This window comes from Pseudomonas sp. NGC7, from assembly GCF_047159675.1.
GTDB lineage: Bacteria > Pseudomonadota > Gammaproteobacteria > Pseudomonadales > Pseudomonadaceae > Aquipseudomonas > Aquipseudomonas kermanshahensis.
Genome location: NZ_BAAFZY010000001.1, coordinates 4,865,535 through 4,886,687 on the forward strand (window position 1 = coordinate 4,865,535; position 21,153 = coordinate 4,886,687).

Here is a 21,153-nt window from a genome sequence, read left to right on the forward strand (position 1 = left end):
TACGGATAGCCCCTCTTGGTACTTCTACAAGGCCGTTGCTACACGACCGTATCCACCTCCCTCAACTTCGCCACCAGGCTCTCGATCACCTCTGCATGCTTGAGGATGTCATAGTGGCCAGCTAAGACAGCGTTGCTTTCAGCATAGGCATGGGTCCAGGCAGGGCTCACGCTGCCGCCTGCCCACCAGCACGATGCCAATGCCTGGGTGGCCGGAAGCGGCTCGCCCCCTTGCGACAACACCTTCAGCCGCATGGCAACGATGAATGTATGAGCCAATTCAGCGCTGCCGACTTCGGCAAACGCTGACTGCCCACCCTGCATCGCGCAGACCTCGTCGATCACCTGCTCCAGCATTGCAGTTGCAGTACCGGCTGGCACTGAGCCAATAGCCAGTTGTTCCTTGGGTACGCCCAACACGACACCCAGGAAGCCGCGTAGGTCATCGCTCCAGTCACCTTGCACGTCATTTGGCTCGGTCCCCGGAATGAAGCTGTCGACCAGCCCGAGCAACGATACCTGCTGGCCCTGGCTTTCCAGTTCCTGGGCCACCAGCACGGCCAGCGTCCCCCCCAACGACCAACCCAGCAGGCGGTAAGGCCCTTCGGGCTGCTTCTGGCGGATGTACTGGGCGTAATCGATGGCCATCGACTGAAGCGAATCGTCCACCCAGTCACGGTCGAGCAGCATTCGGCATTGCACACCGTATACGCTGCAGCGCCCCTCCAGGCGTCGGGCCAGTGGTTCATAATCGAACACCGTACCAAAGCCCGCGTGCAGGCAGAACAGGGGGGCCACATCGGGCACCCGGCTGTTGAGCAGCAACAAAGGATCGAGGCTTTCATCAGCGGCGGCATAGCCACTGAGTTCACCGATGGTCGGTTTAGCCATGACGTCCCGCAGTTTCAGCTCTATCGGAATATCATCGCTGGCGCGGACCTTCGACAACATCTTGAGCACCCGCAGCGAGTCACCGCCAAGCTCGAAGAAGTTGTCGTCCACACCCACACTTTGCACGCCCAGCACCTCTTGCCAGATGTTCACCAAGGCCTGCTCCACGGCATTGCGCGGTGCAATCCGCTGCCGCTGTGCTGCAAACTCAGGGGCAGGCAATGCATTGCGATCGATTTTGCCATTAGGTGTGAGCGGCAGCGTCGGCAACAGCACCAACTGCGCAGGCACCATGTAGTCAGGCAGCTCGGCACGAAGCGCCTCACGCAGCTGCGTCGCATCGGTTGCGGCCGTACCGGTGACCACATACCCGACCAGCTGTTTGCCGGCAGCGCCCTCACGCGCCACGACTACGGCATCCCTGACATCGGCCAGGTTACGCAAGCGCGCTTCGATCTCGCCCGGTTCGATACGGAAGCCGCGCACCTTCAACTGGCTGTCCAGTCGCCCAATGAAATCGATCACCCCGTCAGCACGGCGGCGCACGCGGTCCCCCGTCCGATACAGGCGCGAACCTTCGGCGAAGGGGTCGGCAACGAAACGCTCGGCCGTCAGGGCACTGCGCTGGTGGTAACCCCGCGCCACACCCTCGCTCCCGATGTACAGCTCACCCGCGACACCCTCGGGCAGCGGGTTGAGGTCATCATCGAGTACATGCAACGTGCGCTGGCCGACCCGATCACCGATCGGCGCATACACCGCCTCGCAACGCTGCTGTGCCGATACCTTCCACAGCATCGGCGTCACTACCGTTTCTGTAGGCCCATAACCATTGGTCAAGTACTGCGGTTGCAAGGTGCGCTTGACCAATTCGAACAAGGCATCGGGTACCGCATCCCCGCCGAAGCAATAGATGCGTACCGCAGGTGGCGCCTCTGGCTGACTCTCGGCGAACTCGGCCAACTGCTGCAGGTAGGCTGGCGGGAAGCACGCAATATCGATGCTTTGTGCCTGCAGCACCTGCCAGGTTTCTTCCGCGGTCCACAAGCGGTTCTCGCGAACCACCAGGCAACCACCGGAGGACAGGGTGGAAAGCCACCGCTCCTGGGCTCCGTCGAAGGCAAACGACATGAACAGCAACTCGCGCGTGGCCTCGTCCATCTCATACAACTGGGCGATGGCATGGCAGTGCATGCGGATTTGCCCATGGCTTACCGCCACACCTTTCGGCTTGCCGGTAGAGCCAGAGGTGTAGATCAGGTAAGCGAGGTTGTCTTCCTGTACCTGAAGCTGAGGTGCAGTCGACGGCAGCTGCGACAGCGACAACTGGTCCAGAGCCACCACGTGTTGTACGTCGCCCAAACGCTCACGCAGGCTGCTGCTGGTCAGCAGCAGGTGCATGTGCGAATCCTCCACGATCCACTGCAGACGTTCCTGCGGGTAGTCAATGTCCAGTGGCACATAGGCCGCGCCGGTTTTCATCACTGCCAGGAAGGCCACGATCGTCTCGACCGAACGCTCCAGCGCAACCCCCACGGTCGCTTCTGGCTGCGCGCCCAGGCCGATCAAATGGTGCGCAAGGCGGTTGGCGCGTTCGTCCAGTTGCGCATACGTCAGTTGCTGCCCAGCACAGATGACAGCCACGGCTTGCGGCCTGGCTACCGCGTGTTGGGCAATGCACTCAGCCAGCAACGGCAGGCCCTGTTGCTTAGGTTGCAGTTGGTTGCGCTCGCGTGCCTTGAGCGACTGCATCGGCGTGAGCATGTCCAGGCTGCCTATCGCTGCGTTCGGGTTATCCAGTATGCCGGTGAGCAAGCGCTCAAAGCTGCCGCGGATCATGTCCGTTGCCGCATGAGTCAAGCGGTTTCGCAGGTACAGGAACTCGACGGACAAGGTCTCGCCCAGGTGTACGGCGAGGTCCATGGCATAGTTGGTCACGTCACGGCTACTGACTTCACCGAACCGCAGCGTGCCAGCCCCTTCCTCGCGCAGACGCTCATCGACTGGATAGTTCTCGAAGACCACGATGCTGTCGAACAGCGGTTGCCCCGCGCGCCCTGCCCAACGCTGGACGTCAGACAAGGCAGCATGTTCATGGTCTCGCAGTTCCAGGTTGTAGGCCTGAAGCTGACGTACCCACTCAGCGACAACGTGATGAGGTTGTGCTGACTGCACCACTGGCAAGGTATTGATGAACAGCCCGAGCATCTCATCGGCGCCGGCCAAACCTGCTGGCCGCCCCGCTACCGTGGCCCCGAAGCACACCGTAGATTGCCCGGTATAGCGCTGCAAGAGCAACAGCCAAGTGGCCTGAATCAAGGTGTTCGGGGTGACGCGCAGACGCTGTGCCTGTTCGCGTAAACGCGAAGTCTGCTGGCGGTCCCATTTCAGATACAGGGCATCATGGCCAACCTGCTTGGCATCAGGCTGTGGCGCTATGCTGCCCGCCAGCAGCGTCGGGCTTTCCAACCCTTGCAACTTACTGCTCCAGAACGTCTCGAGCGCACTTTGCGGCTGCTCGCCCAGCCAACGGATGTAGTCAGCGAAGCGGCCGAGCGGCGCCTTGGCAGCATGACCGTGGTAATGCTGCAGCACCTCGCCCAGCAGGCGTGAGTTGCTCCAGCCATCCATCAGGATGTGATGGCGTGTCCAGATCAGGTGCAAGCGTGCGTCTTCGAGCTTGACCAATGTCAACCTCATCAGCGGTGCAGCCATCAGGTCAAAGCCTTCTGCCGCCTCCCTTGCAGCCAAGTCTTGCAATGCCTGAGCGGTATCATCACGGCCGCGCCAGTCAAGCACTTGCACAGGCAGGGTGGCGTGGCGATGGACCACTTGCAGCGGCTGGTCTGCTTTGGCAGACAACCAGAAGCCGGTACGCAGGATGTCATGGCGCGCAATCACATGGTTCCATGCCGCGATGAAACGCTCGACTTCAAGGCCTTCGACTTCTACTGCGGTCTGGTTGATGTAGAGCGCGGCTTCCGAGCCCTGCAGCGTGTGGAAGAGCATGCCCTGCTGCATCGGGGATAGCGGGTAGAGATCGGCAATGTCCGCAGCTGCAACCGGCAAGCTGTCCAGCTGAGCCTGGGTAAGGCCCGCCAATGGGAAGTCCGAGGGTGTGACACCTCGATGGGACGGTTCGCAGCAGTGGGCCACCAACGCTCTCAACTCATCGGCATACGCGTCCGCCAGCTGCTTGAGTGTCGCCTCGTCGAACCGCTCGCGGCTGAAACTCCAGCTCACCTTTAATTCGCCGCCATACACCTGGCTGTTCACTGTCAGCAAGCTGGGCAATGGCGCGTCTGCGTCCTGGTTAGCACCCGCGTACTCCTTGGCAGGCACGAACAGGCCCGACTCGCCGTCAAAGCTACCGTCGAACTGCCCCAGGTAGTTGAACACGATTTCCCCCTGGGGCAGCGCCGCGAGCACATCACGCGCGTTGTCCCCGCCCAGGTATCGCAGCAGACCATACCCGACCCCTTTATTGGGTACTGCGCGCAATTGCTCCTTGATGGCCTTGATCGAGTCGGCCAGGCCAGCGTGAGGGCGCAAGGTGATCGGATACATGCTGGTAAACCAGCCTACCGTGCGGCTCAGGTCGATGCCATCGAACAGGTCTTCCCGACCATGGCCTTCCAGGCGCACCAACACGTCCGGGCGCCCCGTCCAACGGCCCACTACCCTGGCCAGCGCAGTCAGCAGCAAGTCGTTGATCTGTGTGCGATAGGCCACCGGGGCTTGCTGAAGCAGTTGCCGCGTGGTCTCGCGGTCCAATTTGGTGCTGACCGACGCCGCATGTTTGAGCAGGTTTTCGCCTTGCGGGTGGTCACACGGCAGCGCGTCATTGGCGCCCTGCAGTTGTGTTTGCCAGAAGCCCAGCTCGGCCTGCAACTCAGGGCTGGTGGCATGACGCTGTACATGCTCCGCCCAGACTTTGAACGCGCAGGTCTTGGCCGGCAAGCGCAGCGCATTACCGGCCCGCAGTGCTTGGTATGCCTGTTGCAAATCCTCCAAAAGCACCCGCCACGACACACCATCCACAACCAGGTGGTGGATCACCAGCAGCACGCGTTGGCTGCCATCGGCGAGGTTAGCCAGCACCGCCCGCACCAGCGGGCCCTGCTCCAGGCTCAAGCTGCGCTGGGCTTCTTCGACAAGAGGCTGAAGGTCGTCTGCATTGACCGCTGAGCGCGTCCACAGTTGATGGGGTAGCGCTTCGCGGAACTCGGCTTGCCAGGCGCCCCCCTTCGACTCGAAGCGCAAGCGCAGTACATCATGGTGCTCGACCAGTGCGAGCAAAGCCGCGTCCAGCGTATCCGAGTCCAGTCGTTCACTCGGTGTCAGCAGTACCGACTGGTTCCAGTGGTGTCGCTGAGGAATATCCGCCTCGAAGAACCAGTGCTGAATCGGTATCAGCGGCGTGACGCCGGTTACCGGCCCTTGATCGATGACAGCACTCGCCGCGCGGCGGGCCACGGCTGCCAGGCCTTGAACTGTTTGAGCCTGGAACAATTCCTTGGGCGTGAACTGGATGTTTTGCAGGCGTGCGCGACTGACCACCTGCAGCGACACGATAGAGTCGCCCCCCAACTCGAAGAAGTTGTCACTCAAGCCGACGCGTTCCAACCTGAGTACATCTGCCCAGATCGCCGCGATCTGCTGCTCCATTTCGGTCTGGGGTTCGATGTATTCGCCTTGCAGCAAACTGGCATCCGGTTGCGGCAGGGCCTTGCGGTCCAGCTTGCCGTTCGGTGTTACCGGCAGCGTGCTCAGCAACAGCAGGTGCGTAGGCACCATGTAATCCGGCAGGCCGGCCTTGAGGGCTTCACGCAGGCTGTCGCGCAACGCGCCCTCGTTTTGCGTGCTGTCGGCGGGTACTACATAGCCCACCAACTGTTTACCGCTCGGCCCGTCCTGGGCCAGCACCACCGCTTCCTGCACCGCTGGCAATTCCAGCAGGCGCGCTTCGATTTCACCCAGCTCAATCCGCAACCCGCGGATCTTCACCTGGTGGTCGAGACGCCCGGCGTAGTCGATCACGCCATCGGTGTTGTAACGCGCCAGGTCACCGGTGCGGTACAGGCGCCCGCCGTTGTCGCTGAACGGGTCAGGCACGAAGCGCTCGGCCGTCAGCGCCGGGCGCTGGTGATAACCACGGGCCAGGCCTACGCCGCCCAGGTACAGCTCGCCGGCACTGCCGCGTACCGCCGGTTGCAGGCTGCCTTCGAGGATGTGGGTCTTGAGGTTGTCGATCGGCTGGCCGATCGGCACGCTGATGCGTTCGTCCGGGCGGCAGGTCCAGTGGGTGACGTCGATGGCCGCTTCGGTCGGGCCGTACAGGTTGTACAGGCCCGCCCCTGGCAGGCGCTGCAGGGTCTGGCGCGCCAGCTCGGCCGGCAATGCCTCGCCACTGCACACCACACGCTTGAGGCTGCGGCAGCTTTCCACCGCTTCGTGGGTCATGAACGCCTGCAGCATCGACGGCACGAAGTGCAGCGTGCTGATGGCGTACTGGTTGATGGTGTCGACCAGCAGCTGCGGGTCGCGGTGGGCACCCGGCTGGGCCATGACCAGGCGCGCACCGGTCATCAGCGGCCAGAAGAACTCCCACACCGACACGTCGAAGCTGAACGGGGTTTTCTGCAGCACGCTGTCACTGGCGTCCAGGCCATAGGCTTTCTGCATCCACCACAGGCGGTTGACCAGTGCCTGGTGGCTGTTGCCGGCGCCTTTCGGGCGGCCGGTGGAGCCGGAGGTGTAGATCACGTAGGCGAGGTTCAGCGGGGCTACGTCGATGCCTGGGTTGGCATCGCTGTAGCCATCGAGGTTTTCGCTGTCCAGATCCAGGCTGCGCAGGCCAGCCGGGATCGGCAAGGCATCACGCAGGTGCGACTGGGTCAGCAGCAAGGCAATGCCGCTGTCCTCGAACATGTAGCTCAGGCGGTCCTGCGGGTACTCCGGGTCCAGCGGCACATAGGCGCCACCGGCTTTGACGATACCCAGCAGGCCGATGACCATCTCCAGGCTGCGCTCCATGGCGATGCCCACCAGCACGTCCGGGCCCACGCCCAGTTCACGCAGCTTGTGCGCCAGCTGGTTGGCTTTGCCGTTGAGTTCGGCGTAGCTCAGGGTCTGCTCACCAAACACCAACGCCGGGGCGTCCCGGGTGGCGAACACCTGGGCTTCGATCAGTGAGTGAATGCTGCGCTCATTCGGGTACGCCGCGACGGTGTCGTTCCAGCCTTCGACCATCAACTGCCGTTCTTGCAGGTCCAGCATCGGCAGCTCGCCAACTGCTGCATCCGCATCCGCGACCAGTGCCTGCAGCAAATCCGCAAAGTTGGCGGCCAGGCGGCCAATGGTCTGGTCGCTCCACTGCGTACGGTCGTGGTTGTAGTGCATCGCCAGGCTGCTACCCAGCTCAACCACCAGGGTCAGTGGGTAGTTGGTTTGCTCCTGTACGGCCACGTTGCCAAAGCGCAAGCGCCCGGGCGCGCCTTGTTGCAGCGCCTCGGACACCGGGTAGTTTTCGAACACCAGAATGCTGTCGAACAGCGCGTCACCGCCCTGCCCGGCCCAGCGCTGCACGTCGTACAGCGGGGTGTGCTCGAACTCGCGCAACGCCAGGTTGCAGCCTTGAACCTGGGCGATCCACTCGCCGACACGCTGCTCGGCACGGGGTGCACCAATCACCGGCAGGGTGTTGATGAACAGGCCGATCTGCTCCTCAACGCCTAGCAAATCTGCCGGGCGGCCGGCCACGGTGGCGCCGAAGCAGACACTGGCTTGGCCGGTATAGCGCTGCAACAGCAGGAGCCAGGCCGATTGCACCAAGGTGTTGACGGTGACGCGGTTAGCCCGGGCGAAGGCTTCGATGCGTGCGGTCTGCTCGGCATCGAGGGCCAGGCGATGATCACCGTAGCCGCTGCCGGCATCGCCTGCGCAACCGGCAATGGCCTGGGCCAGGCGCGTCGGCTCGTCGAGCGCGGCCAGCTGGGCCTGCCAGAAGGCTTGGGCAACTGCCGTATCCTGACGTTGCAGCCAGGCGATGTAATCCCGATAGTGCGTGGCCTGGAACCCGGTCGTCGGGCCAGCATAACGCTGCAGGACTTCGCCCAGCAGGCGCGAGGTGCTCCAGCCATCCATCAAAATATGGTGGTTGGTATAGATCAGGTGGTAACGGTCATCGTCGATACGGACCAGCACCAGGCGCAGTAGCGCCGGCTCATCAAGCGCAAAACCACGCTGTCGCTCGTCTTCGGCCAATGCTTGCAGCGCCGCTTCGAGCGCTGGTGCTCCACGCCAGTCGTGCTCGCTGAACGGCAGCGTCACCTGCTTTCGGACCACCTGCATCGGCTGGTCCAGGTCCCCTTCCCAGACAAACCCGGTGCGCAGAATGTCGTGCGCATCCAACGCCGCCTGCCAGGCCTGCTTGAAGCGCAGTACATCCAGCCCCTCGACATCGACGCGCAACTGGTTGATGTAGTTGCCGGCCTGTTGGTCGTAGAGCGTGTGGAACAGCATGCCCTGCTGCATCGGCGACAATGGATAGACATCGGCGATCGAAGCCGCCGCCACGGGCAGGTGGTCCAGTTGTACCTGGCTCAAACGTGCCAGCGGGAAGTCCGACGGGGTGAACCCGCGATGCCCGGGTACGCAGCAATGGGCAATCAACGCCTTGAGCTCTTCAGCGTACTCGTCGGCCAGGCGTTGCACCGTCGACGCATCGAACAACGCACTGCTGAAGGTCCAGCCAAGTTTGAGCTCACCGGCATACACCTGACCGTTGATTGCCAGCAGATTGCTCAGTGGCGCGGCTTGGTCATGGGTATCACCGCTGTACTCTTTAGCGGGAACGAACAGGCCTGCCTCATCGCCGAAGCTGCCGTCGAACTGGCCCAAGTAGTTGAAGACAATCTCACCCTGTGGCAACTGCGCCAGTGCCTGACGCTGTTCGTCACTCCCCAGGAAGCGCAGCACACCATAACCCATGCCTTTTTCAGGCACCGCGCGCAGTTGCTCTTTGATCGCTTTGACCGAATCAGCCATGCCAGCGCTCGGGGTCAATTTCACCGGATAAACACTGGTGAACCATCCAACGGTGCGGGTCAGATCGAGGTCATCGAACACATCCTCCCGTCCATGCCCTTCCAAACGAACCACCACGTCCGGCTGCCCTATCCAGCGGCTAAGCACCCGCGCCAGCGCGGTCAGCAACAAGTCGTTGATCTGCGTGCGATAGGCCGCTGGCGCATCCTGCAAGAGCTGACGGGTGCAGGTTTTATCCAAGCGGGTCGTCACCGAGGCGGCATGCCTGACCAGGTTTTCGCCACCCGGATGGTCCACAGGCAACGACGCGCCTCGTGCCGTTTGCAGGCTACCTTGCCAATAGCTGACCTCATGCGCCAGCTCGACGCTGCTGGCATAGGCCTGCAAGCGTTGGGCCCAGGCCTGGAACGAACTGGTCTTGGCCGGCAAGCTCGGCGCTTGGCCGGAGCCCAACGAGGCATAGGCCTGTTGCAAGTCTTCCAGCAATACCCGCCATGAAACACCGTCCACGACCAGGTGGTGGATCACCAGCAGCAACCGCTGGCTACCATCAGGCAGCAACGCGAGCACCGCACGCATTAACGGCCCTTGTTCCAGGTCGAGGCTGCGTTGCGCCTCGTCGACAAGCCCGCGCAGCGCTTCGTCGTCGCGCAGCGTACGGGTCCACAACAACGTTGACGGCGCTGCTGTGCCGAAGCTGGCCGACCAATTGCCACCTGACGGTGCGAACTGCAAACGCAGCGCATCGTGATGCGCAAGCAACGCGTGCAACGCCGCATTCAGTCGATCCGCTTCCAGTGCGGTATTCGGCGTGAGCAGCAACGACTGGTTCCAGTGATGGCGCTCGGGGATATCCGCATCGAAGAAGCGACGCTGGATCGGGGTCAGCTGCATGTCGCCCACGACCAGGCCTTGGTCGATGCTCAAGCCTGCCGACAACCGGGCAACCGATGCCAGCCCCTGTACCGTCTGGTGCTCGAACAACTCCTTGGGCGTGAATTGAATGCCGGCCTGACGTGCCCGGCTGACCACTTGCAAGGAAATGATCGAGTCGCCGCCCAACTCGAAGAAGTTGTCGGCCAGCCCCACCTTGTCCAGTTTCAATACGTCCGCCCAGATCACTGCAATCGTACGCTGCAGGTCCGTTTGCGGTTCGAGGTAGGCCTGCTGTAACAGGCTGGCATCCGCGTGTGGCAGGGCTTTGCGGTCCAGCTTGCCATTCGGCGACAGCGGCAGCTGATCCAGGAACAGCAAGTGTGCAGGCACCATGTATTCAGGCAGTGCGGCCTTGAGTTCGACCCGCAGGGCATCACGCAGCGTCGACTGAGTATCAGAGCCGCCTTGCATCACCGATGGCTCGGTCGGCACCACATAACCCACCAACTGGTGTCCCTGCGGCCCTGGCTGAGCCAATACCACGGCTTGACGCACCCCTGGTAACGCCTGCAGGCGCGCTTCGATTTCACCGAGTTCGATACGGAAACCGCGAATTTTCACCTGATGGTCAATACGCCCGACGTACTCGACGACCCCATCGATGCGGTAGCGCGCCAGGTCACCGGTGCGGTACAGGCGCTCACCCTCCGGGGCTCCAAACGGATCGGGGATGAACCGTTCTGCCGAGAGCTGGGCCTTGCGGTGATAACCGCGTGCCAGGGCTTTACCACCGATGTACAGCTCTCCACAGACGCCAACCGGCACCGGATTGAGGCCCGAGTCGAGGATATGGATCCGCGTATCAGGCAGCGCCTTGCCGATCTCGACGTCGCCCTGCCGAACGCTCAAACGCTCACTGTGAGTCGCATTGATCGTCGCCTCGACCGGGCCGTAACGGTTGTAGATTGCCACGTGCGGCAAGCACTCCAGGGCCCTGTTGAGCAGGTCATGGGTGATGGCCTCGCCACCAGAGAACAAACGCTTCAGGCTATGGCAGTGGGCAACGTGCTCCGCGTCGAGGAAACTTTTGAGCATGGACGGAATGAAGTGCAGCGTCGTGACGCCGTGGGCACGAATCAGGTCGATCAGAAGCGCCGGGTCACGCTGATCACCCTGCCGTGCCAGCAGCACCTTGGCACCACAGGTCAATGGCCAGAGCAGCTCCCACACGGACACGTCAAAGCTGAACGATGTTTTTTGCAGGACCACATCGTGCTCGTTGAGGCCATAGGCGTTCTGCATCCAGAGCAGGCGACCACAGAGTGCTTGCTGATCAACGCCTGCACCTTTCGGTTTGCCGGTCGAGCCAGAGGTGTAAATGACGTAGGCCAGGTTTTGCGCGACGCTGGTTTGCGTCAGGTTCTCGCCTGGGTAACCTGCAAATTCATCGTGTCGGTCGACGACAACGCAGTGCATCCGCGCTGGCACCGGTACGTGCGCAACCGATGATGCCTGCGTCAGCACCAGCTGAACATCACTGTCCTCGAGCATGTAGGCCAAGCGGTCCTGGGGGTAGTCCGGGTCCAGCGGCACATAGGCGCCGCCCGCCTTGAGCACAGCCAGCAACCCCACCACCATCTCCAGGCTGCGCGCCATGGCGATACCGACCAGCACATCAGGGCCTACACCCAGCTCACGCAACCGGCCTGCCAGTTGGTTAGCCCTGAGGTTCAGCTCGGCATAGCTCAACGACTGCCCCTCGAAAAGCACTGCCACGGCATCAGGCGTCTGTGCTACCTGCGCTTCGATCAACTGGCTGACACTCCGCTCATCGGTGCTGACGGCGGCTTGGCAGTTCCAGTCCGAGACCATCAGGCGAGCTGCTTGCGGATCCAGCAGAGGCAGGTCGCCCAGTGCCGTGGTGGCATTGTCGACGAGCGCCTCGAGCAGATTGGCGAAGTGGCTGGCGACCCCTTGGATCGCTTGCGTACTCCACAGCGTTCGATCATGGGTGTAGCGGACGGACAGCACATTGCCGAGCCCGATTGCCACGCTGAGGGGGTAGTTGGTCTGCTCCCGGTTTGCCACCTCCCCAAACTGCAAGCCGGCCGGCGCGCCTTGCTGGAGGGCTTCGGATACCGGATAGCTCTCGAACACCAAGAGGTTGTCGAACAGTGCCTCACCGCCCAGGCCAGCCCAGCGCTGCACCTCGTACAACGGCGTGTGCTCGAACTCACGCAGGGCAAGGTTGCTCGCTTGCACCTGGTTGATCCACTCAGCCACCGTCAGCTCCACGCGAGGGGAACCGATCACAGGCAAGGTGTTGATGAACAAGCCGATCTGTTCCTCCACACCGGGCAGGTCAGCCGGTCGCCCTGCTACCGTAGCGCCGAAGCACACGGTCGATTGCCCCGTATAGCGGTGCAGAAGCAGCATCCACGCAGATTGCATCAGCGTATTGACCGTGACGCGGTTAGCTCGGGCGAACGCTTCGACACGTGCGGTCTGCTCGCGGTCGAAAACCTGGTGGAAGGCTGCGTGACCCGAAGCCTGCTCACCCGGCGCCATGCGTATGGCATGCACCAGACGCGTCGGTTGTTCCAGCGCCGTCAATTGCTCCTTCCAGAAGGTTTCAGCGGCAACCGCATCCTGGCGCTGCAACCACGCGATGTATTCGCGGTAATGCGCGCTCTGGGTCGGCAGTGCCTGACCGGCATAGCGCTGCAGCACTTCCCCCAACAGACGCGACGTACTCCAGCCATCCATCAGGATGTGATGATGCGTGCAGATCAGATGATGACGTTGCTCACCGGTACGCACCAACACCAGACGCAACAAGGGGGCTGCATCCAGCACGAAGCCGCGTTGTCGCTCACGCTCGGCCAACGCGTCCAACGCTTGATCTGCCGTTGGCTGATTGCGCCAATCCTGTTCAGTGAACGGCAGCTCGACGTGCTTGCGTACGATCTGCACCGCGTGGTCCAGGTCTCCCTGCCAGACGAAACCGGTTCGCAAAATATCGTACGCCCCCAGCGCGCCCTGCCAGGCATGCTTGAAGCGCTCCACGTCCAACCCGTCCACGTCTACACGGAGCTGGTTGATGTAGTTGCCGGCCGACTGCTCGTACAGCGTATGGAACAACATGCCCTGCTGCATGGGTGCCAGCGGGTAGATATCGGCGATCTCGGCGGCGGGTACCGGCAGGCTGTCCAGTTCGGCCTGGCTCAAGCGGGCCAGCGGGAAATCCGAAGGCGTGACCCCGCGATTGGCCGCCTGGCAGCAATGGGTGATCAGCGCCTTGAGTTCCTGGGCATACTCATCAGCCAAGCGCTGAATGGTCGACGCGTCGAACAGTTCCCGGCTGAAGGTCCACCCCATTTTCAGCTCGCCCGCATAAACCTGCCCGTTCAGTGCCAACAGGCTGCCCAAGGGTGCCTCTTCGCTTTGATTGGCCCCGCCATCCTCCTTGGCTGGCGTGAAGACGCTGTCTTGCTCCTGAAAACTGCCGTCGAATTGCCCCAAGTAGTTGAAGACAATTTCACCCTGCGGCAGGCTCTCCAGCACCTGCCGGCTGTCATCGCTGCCAAGATAGCGCAGCAGCCCGTATCCAATCCCCTTGTTGGGGACTGCCCGCAGTTGCTCCTTGATGACCTTGATCGAGCTGTCGAGTTGCGCCTGAGCGGTCAAGGTCACCGGATAGATGCTGGTGAACCAACCCACGGTGCGCGTCAGGTCCAGGTCGTCGAACACGTCCTCACGGCCATGCCCTTCCAGGCGCACCAGTACGTTAGTCCGCCCGGTCCAACGGGCCACCACACGCGCCAGCGCTGCGAGCAGCAGGTCATTGATCTGGGTGCGGTAGGCCATGGGCGCTTCATGCAAAAGCTTGCGCGTCCACTGTGCATCCAGATGGGTGCTTGCGTAGGCGGCGTGCCTGACCTGGTTACCGCCTTGCAGATGATCACGGGGCAAATCGTCGTCAGCATGCTGCAACTGTGCGTGCCAGTAGCTCAGCTCCTGAGCCAGATCGGCGCTTTTGCCGTACGCCTGCAGCCGTTCGGCCCAAGCCTTGTAGGCGCTGGTCTTGGCAGGCAATTCGACAGGCTGGCCGGCCGAGACTGACAGATAGGCCTGCTGCAGATCCTCAAGCAGTACACGCCATGACACACCGTCAACGACCAGGTGATGGACCACCAACAGCAGCCGTTGGTCACCATCAGGCAACGTGCCCAGCAATACCCGCATCAAGGGGCCACCGAGCGTGAAACTGCGCTGCGCATCACTGGCCGCGCGCAGAAGCGCGTCCATGTCGCTGAACGAGCGATGCCACAGCACGTCCTGGGTATCGACATCGTTGAACGTGCCTTGCCAACGTCCGCCTGCCTGATCAAAACCCAGGCGCAGCGCGTCGTGGTGCTGCAGCACGTGTTGCAGTGCGGCACCCAGATGCTGCGGGTCGATGCATACGCTGGGTGCCAGCAGTACCGACTGGTTCCAGTGCTCAGGCTGGGGCATCGCCTGATCGAAGAACCAGTGCTGAACAGGTGTCAGCGGCGAGGTGCCGGTGACTGCGCCTTGGTCGATGACAACGTTATCGGCACACCGCGCAACCGATGCCAAGCCTTGTACGGTCTGGAATTGGAACAATTGCTTGGGCGTGAACTGGATGCCTGCCTGGCGCGCACGGCTGACCACCTGCAAGGAAATGATCGAGTCGCCACCCAGCTCGAAGAAGTTATCGGTCAGCCCGACCTTTTCCAGTTTCAACACACCCGCCCAGACCGCAGCAATACTGCGTTCCAGTTCGGTACGAGGCTCAAGGTACTGGGCTTGGAACACGCTGATATCAGGCTGTGGAAGCGCCTTGCGGTCCAGCTTGCCATTGGGCGTCAGCGGCAACGCGTTGAGGAACACAAGCTGCGCCGGGACCATGTACTCCGGCAGGCTTTGCTTGAGCTGGCCACGCAACGCATCACGCAGCGCTGACTGCTGCTCGAGTGTGTGCATCACGGCATCATCGGCCGGTACCACATAGGCCACCAATTGCTTGCCACTTGGGCCATCCTGAGCCAACAGGACCGCTTCGCGGACGGCCTCCTGGGCCTGCAGCCGCGCCTCGATCTCACCCAGTTCGATACGGAAGCCACGAATCTTCACCTGGTGATCGATGCGACCGGCATACTCGATCAGCCCGTCTTCCTGGTAGCGGGCGAGGTCGCCGGTACGGTACATCCTGCCGCCGCCCTGCTCATCGAACGGGTCGGGAATGAAGCGTTCGGCTGTCATGCCTGGGCGGCCGAGATAACCCCGTGCCAACCCCGCACCGGCCATGTACAGCTCGCCGTTTACACCTACCGGTACCGGCATTACCGCTTCACTCAGCAGATAAACCGCACTGTTGGCGATCGGCCGGCCAATGTTGGCTTTGCCATTGGCGCAACGCAGGGTAAAGGTGGAGTAGGTCGTGTCCTCGGAAGGGCCGTACAGGTCATAAACCTGTTGCACATGCCCGGTCGCGTACAAATCGTCGACCAGCGACTGCTTCAGCGCTTCCCCGGCAAGGTTGATGGTGCGAACGGTTGCCGGCAGGGCATCGTTCTCAAGCAGCATCTTGATTGCCGAAGGTACGGTGTTGACGAGGCGTACGCGGTCTTTGGCCGCCAGGTGTGGCAGCTCCAGCGCGTTGGCAGCAAGCACCGCGTAGCCTCCGGCCGACAGCGTGACGAACAGCTCCCACACCGACAGGTCGAAACAGATCGAGGTCGAGGCCAGCACACCGCACAGGTCCTCTTGGCTGTAAACCGTCAGTGCCCAACCAATCAGCGCCGTTACGTTGCGGTGCTCGATCAGAACACCCTTGGGTTTGCCTGTGGACCCAGAGGTATAGATGCTGTAGGCCAAATTGCCCGGTTCGGTCAGGCAGACCGGATCGGTTACCGGGTATGCCTGCAGCGACAACTGATCCAGCAACAAGGTCCTGGCATGGAACTCCTCAGGCATGCGCGCAAGCAGGTGCGACTGGGACAACAGCAAGACCGACTGGCTGTCCTCAAGCATGTACTCGATACGGTCCTGCGGGTATTCAGGATCGAGCGGCACATAGGCGCCACCCGCCTTGAGTATCGCCAGTAGGCCAACCACCATTTCAGGGCTGCGCTCCATAGCGATGCCCACCAGTACATCCGGGCCTACCCCCTGCTCACGAAGCCTGTGCGCCAACTGGTTGGCCCGTTCGTTCAGCGTTGCATAACTCAACACCTGTTCGCCAAACAACAAGGCCGGGGCGTCGGGTGACACACGCACCTGAGCTTCGAACAATTGGTGCATAGCTTTATCGGCAGGGTAATCCGCTTGCGTGCTGTTCCAGTCGCTGATGACGCGTTGTTGCTCTTGCGGGCTCAGCATCGACAAGCCCGCAACAGGCTGGTGCGGCTGCCCTGCGATGCTGACGAGCAAGTTGAGCCAATGCCCCGCCATGCGCTCAATGGTGGCCGCGTCGAACAGATCGGTCGCATACGTCAACGCCGCGCTGATACCCGCTTCGTGCTCGAACGTGTCCAGTGCGAGGTCGAACTTGGCCACATGGCTTTGCGCCGCCAACTCCTCCATCAGCAGGCCTGGCAGGTTGCGCCCTTCGCTTTTTTTGGTCTCGGTCTGGTGGTTGTACATCACCTGGAACAACGGGCTGTGGCTGAGGCTGCGCTCCGGCTGCAACGCTTCGACCAGTTGTTCGAAAGGCAAATCCTGATGCGCCTGCGCGCCCAAAGCACGTTGCCTGACTTGCTCCAGCAGCTCGGTAAAGGTGATGCCCAGGTCGAACTCGGCACGCAGCACCTGGGTATTGACGAAGAAGCCCGCCAGGCGCTCCGTCTCGGCACGGTTGCGGTTGGCGATCGGAACGCCCACGCGGATATCCGCCTGCCCTGAGTAGCGGTGCAGCAGCGTTTGAAAGCTGGCGAGCAACAGCATGAACGGTGTCACGCCCTGCTGCTGCGCCAATTGCTTGAGCGAACCGACCAGTTCCCCGTCCAAAGGGATTTCCAACCGTGCGCCCTGTTGGCTGTGGACCGCCGGGCGAGGACGATCGGTCGGCAGCTCCAGCACCGGTTGCTCATCCCCCAACTGTGCTTTCCAGTAAGCCAGTTGGCGTTCCTGTTCACCCGCCTGCATCCAGGCCCGCTGCCAAATGGCGTAGTCGGCGTACTGGATCGGCAACGCCGGCAACTGCACGTCGCGGCCTTGGCTGAACCCTTCATAAAGCTTGACCAGGTCTTGCACCATCACCGGCAAGGACCACCCGTCAGCCACGATGTGGTGCAACGTCAGTGTGAGCACGTGCTCTTGCGCCCCCAACTGCAACAGCCTGGCCCGCATCAGTGGCCCATGTTCCAGGTCGAAGGGCAGCTGGGCCTCAGCTTCAAGGCAGGCACGAACAGAAGGCGCGATGGCCTCCACCGGCTCCACGACCAGCGCGAACGGCATGTGCGGATGAACGACCTGTACGGCCTGTTCATCCTCCAGCCGGAAGGTAGTACGCAGCGTTTCGTGGCGGGCGATCAACGACTCGAAGCTGCGCTGCAAAGCGCTGATGTCCAGTGTACCGGTGAACTTCAAGGCAGCAGGAATGTTATAGGCAGAACTTTGCGGCTCCAGCTGCCAAAGGAACCATTGCCTTTGCTGAGCAAAGGAAAGCGGTATCGGGTCGACATCGCCACGGCTCTGCGGGATCGGTAACTGCGCAAGGCTCATGCCCTTCGATGCGAGCTTTTCAAGAAAGAGCTTGCGCTGCGGCAGGGGCAGGCCAATGAAGCGTTTTACCAGTTCCAAATTTCTGTTATCCGTTTGCATCTCAAACTGCCTCAAGCTCGCTCATGAAGTCCTGGAGGTCGTCCAGGTCTGCATCGGTATTGGAATTCAAGCCACTGATCATGGCTGCGTATGCCTGCAGGTTTTGGGCCTGGAACAGCAAGGCGAGCGGCAAGTTGATGCCCAGCTCAACCTGCAGGCGAGCCATCACCTGGGTCGCCAGCAAGGAGTGGCCACCCAGTTCAAAGAAGTTGTCGTAAAGGCCCACCTTGTCCAGCTTCAGCACATCGGCCCAGACCGCTGCGATCCGTTGCTCCAATGCACTTTGTGGCGCCGTGAACTGACCCTGCAGCAGGCTGGCGTCCGGTTGCGGCAGCGCCTTGCGGTCCAGCTTGCCGTTGCCGGTCAGCGGCAAGCTGGCGAGGAACAGCACCTGAGTCGGCACCATGTATTCCGGCAGGCTTGCCTTGAGCGCTTCGCGCAGGGAAGCCCGCAGCACAACCTGGCCTTCGAGGCTGTCCAGGACCGCGCTGTCGACAGGTACCACATACCCCACCAACTGTTTGCCATGCGGGCCATCCTGGGCAACCACTACCCCCTGGCGCACTGCGCCCTGCTCCTGAAGGCGTGCTTCGATCTCACCCAACTCGATACGGAAACCACGAATCTTCACCTGGTGATCGATGCGCCCCAGGTACTCGATCACGCCATCACCGCCATAGCGGGCCAAGTCTCCCGAGCGGTACAGGCGGCCACCGTGGCTATCGAATGGGTTCGGTACGAAACGCTCTGCTGTCAACGCCGGGCGACCGTGATAGCCACGTGCCAGGCCCTCCTGGCCAATCATCAGCTCACCCTGGCTACCGGGCACGATCGTGTTCAAGGCGCCGTCCAGCAGGTACCAGCTCAGGTCAGGAATCACCTCGCCAATCGGGCTGCTGCCAACCTGTTTGAGGTCATCCCGGCGGATTGGCCGATAGGTCACATGCACCGTGGTCTCGGTGATGCCATACATGTTGATCAGGCGCGGCTGGTGGTCACCGAAAACGTCGAACCAGGGCTTGAGGCTGCTCACATCCAACGCCTCACCGCCAAACACCACATGCCGCAGTGCCAGCAGGTTGCCAGCCTGCGCTGCGTTGCAGGCCAGCGGGATCAGTTGCTGAAACGCCGAGGGCGTCTGGTTCAGGACTGTGACCTGCTCGCTGACCAACAACGCATGGAAATCCTGCGGTGAACGCGCCACATCCCTCGGCACAATGACCGCCTTGCCGCCATACAGCAGCGCGCCGTACAGCTCCCACACGGAAAAGTCGAACGCGTAGGAGTGGAACACCGTCCATACGTCGCTGGCATCGAACCGGAACCAGTCCTGGGTCGCCGCGAACAAGCGCACCACGTTTTGGTGCGCCAGCAGCGCACCCTTGGGTTTGCCCGTGGAACCCGAGGTGTAGATCACATACGCCAGGTTCTGCGGTGATACCACGTGATCAAGGTTTGCCTCGCTGTAGTCGGCCAGCGCCCTATCGTCCAGGTTCACGGTCTGCATGCCTGGCGTAATCGGCAAGGCATCGCGCACGTGGCTTTGGGTCACCAACAAGCCGATGCCACTGTCCTCGAACAGGTAGGCAAGGCGATCCTGGGGGTATTCCGGGTCCAGCGGCACATAAGCGCCGCCCGCCTTGAGGATGCCGAGCAGGCCGACGACCATGTCCAGGCTGCGCTCCACGGCAAGCCCCACCAGTACGTCGGGCCCGACTCCCAGTTCACGCAGTTTGTGCGCCAAGCGGTTGGCGCGGCGGTTCAATTCGCCGTAGCTCAGTGTCTGGCCGGCAAAACTCAAGGCGGGTGAATCCGGCGACAACGCGACCTGGGCTTCGATCAACTGATGAAGCGTGTGCTCGCTGGGGAATTTCGCCGGGTTGCGGTTCCAGTCCTGAATGATTCGGGCCTGCTCTTGTTCTGCCAGCAGAGGCAGATCGACAACGCGCTGCTGTGGTTCGTGAACAATCCCCTGCAGCAGGTTCAGCCAGTGCCGGGCCATGTGTTCGATAGTCTTAGCCTCGAACAGGTCAGTGGCATAGGTCAGCGCAGCACTGATGCCTTGCTCATGCTCGAAGGTGTCCAGGGTCAGGTCGAACTTGGCCGTGTGGCTGTCCCAGGCCAATTCTTCCATCTCCAGCCCCTGCAGACGGCGGCGCTCGCCTTTGGCCTGGGTCTGGTGGTTGTACATCACCTGGAACAGAGGGCTGTGACTGAGGTTGCGCTCGGTCTGCAGGGCCTCTACCAGTTGCTCGAACGGCAGGTCCTGGTGCGCCTGAGCACCCAGCACACGTTGCTTGACCTGTTGCAGCAGCGCAGTGAAGGTCATCTGCAGGTCGAATTCTGCGCGCAGCACTTGAGTGTTGACGAAGAAGCCGATCAGCCGCTCGGTCTCGACCCGATTACGGTTGGCGACGGGCACACCGACACGGATATCGCACTGCCCGCTGTAGCGGTGCAGTAATGCCTGGAAGCTGGCCAACAACACCATGAAGGGCGTGGCGCCCTGTTGCTGGGCCAACTGCTTCAGCGCGCCAGCCAGCGTGTTGTCGATCGCCACGGTAACGCGGGCGCCGTGGTAGCTGCTGGTCGTGGGCCGCGGCCGGTCGGTGGGCAGCGCCAGCACGGGCTGTTCGTCACCCAGTTGTTCGGTCCAGTAGGCGAGCTGTCGCGCCTGCTCGCCGGCCTCCATCCAGTTTCGCTGCCAGATGGCGTAGTCGGCGTACTGCACCGGCAGCACAGGCAGGTCCACCGCCTGCCCTTGGCTGTAGCCTTGGTAGAGCTGCACCAGTTCATTGATCATCAGCGGCATCGACCAGCCGTCAGATACGATGTGGTGCAGGGTCAGCACCAGTACCTGCTCGCCCGGCATCAGCCCCAGTAACTTCACCCGCAACAGCGGGCCCGTTTGCAGGTCGAAGGGCAGATGGGCTTCGCGCTCGACGTGACGACGCACGCTGGCGTCATCGGCCTGCTCCAGCTGTTCGAACATCAATTCGAAGGGGGTGTGCGCATGGACCACTTGTATGGCCTGCTCGCCTTCCAGGCGGAAGGTGGTGCGCAATGTCTCGTGACGGGCGATCAACGCCTCGAAGCTGCGCTGCAGGGCAGCAGTGTCCAACTGCCCTTTGAAGCGCAAGACGGACGAGAGGTTGTACGCGGTACTCACCTCCCCCAGTTGTGACAGTATCCACAGCCGCTGCTGGGCATAGGACAGCAGTACCGGCTCTTCTGGATCCCTCGGGAAGATCGGCGTGACCCCATACAGGTTGACGCCTTGTTTCTTGAGCAAGGCTGCCAACGCCTTACGTTTTTGGGTGGACAACGATACGACCGTATCGAGCAGCTCTTGCACAGGGAATCTCCTAAGAAATCAGCTCTTCAATTTCCTCCGTAGGTAGACGATTGAGCACTGGCAAGGATTTAGATGGAAATTCGCGCCGCTTACCGTGTGGGCGCCGGTTGGCCGGCTCCCACACGGTCCCTGCTA

The 21,153-nt window shown here is 61.9% G+C and carries 1 protein-coding gene and 1 pseudogene; both read right to left on the reverse strand.

The window, feature by feature from the left end:
* Window positions 1–38: 38 nt before the first annotated feature.
* Window positions 39–17,642 carry a non-ribosomal peptide synthase/polyketide synthase gene (locus ACMCNM_RS21800; RefSeq protein WP_412765391.1) on the reverse strand — a complete coding sequence of 5,868 codons (17,604 nt, stop codon included), beginning with the start codon at window positions 17,640–17,642 and terminating at the stop codon, window positions 39–41.
* 82 nt (window positions 17,643–17,724) lie between these two features.
* Window positions 17,725–21,018: pseudogene (locus ACMCNM_RS21805) on the reverse strand (amino acid adenylation domain-containing protein); the annotation flags it as partial.
* Window positions 21,019–21,153 lie beyond the last annotated feature (135 nt).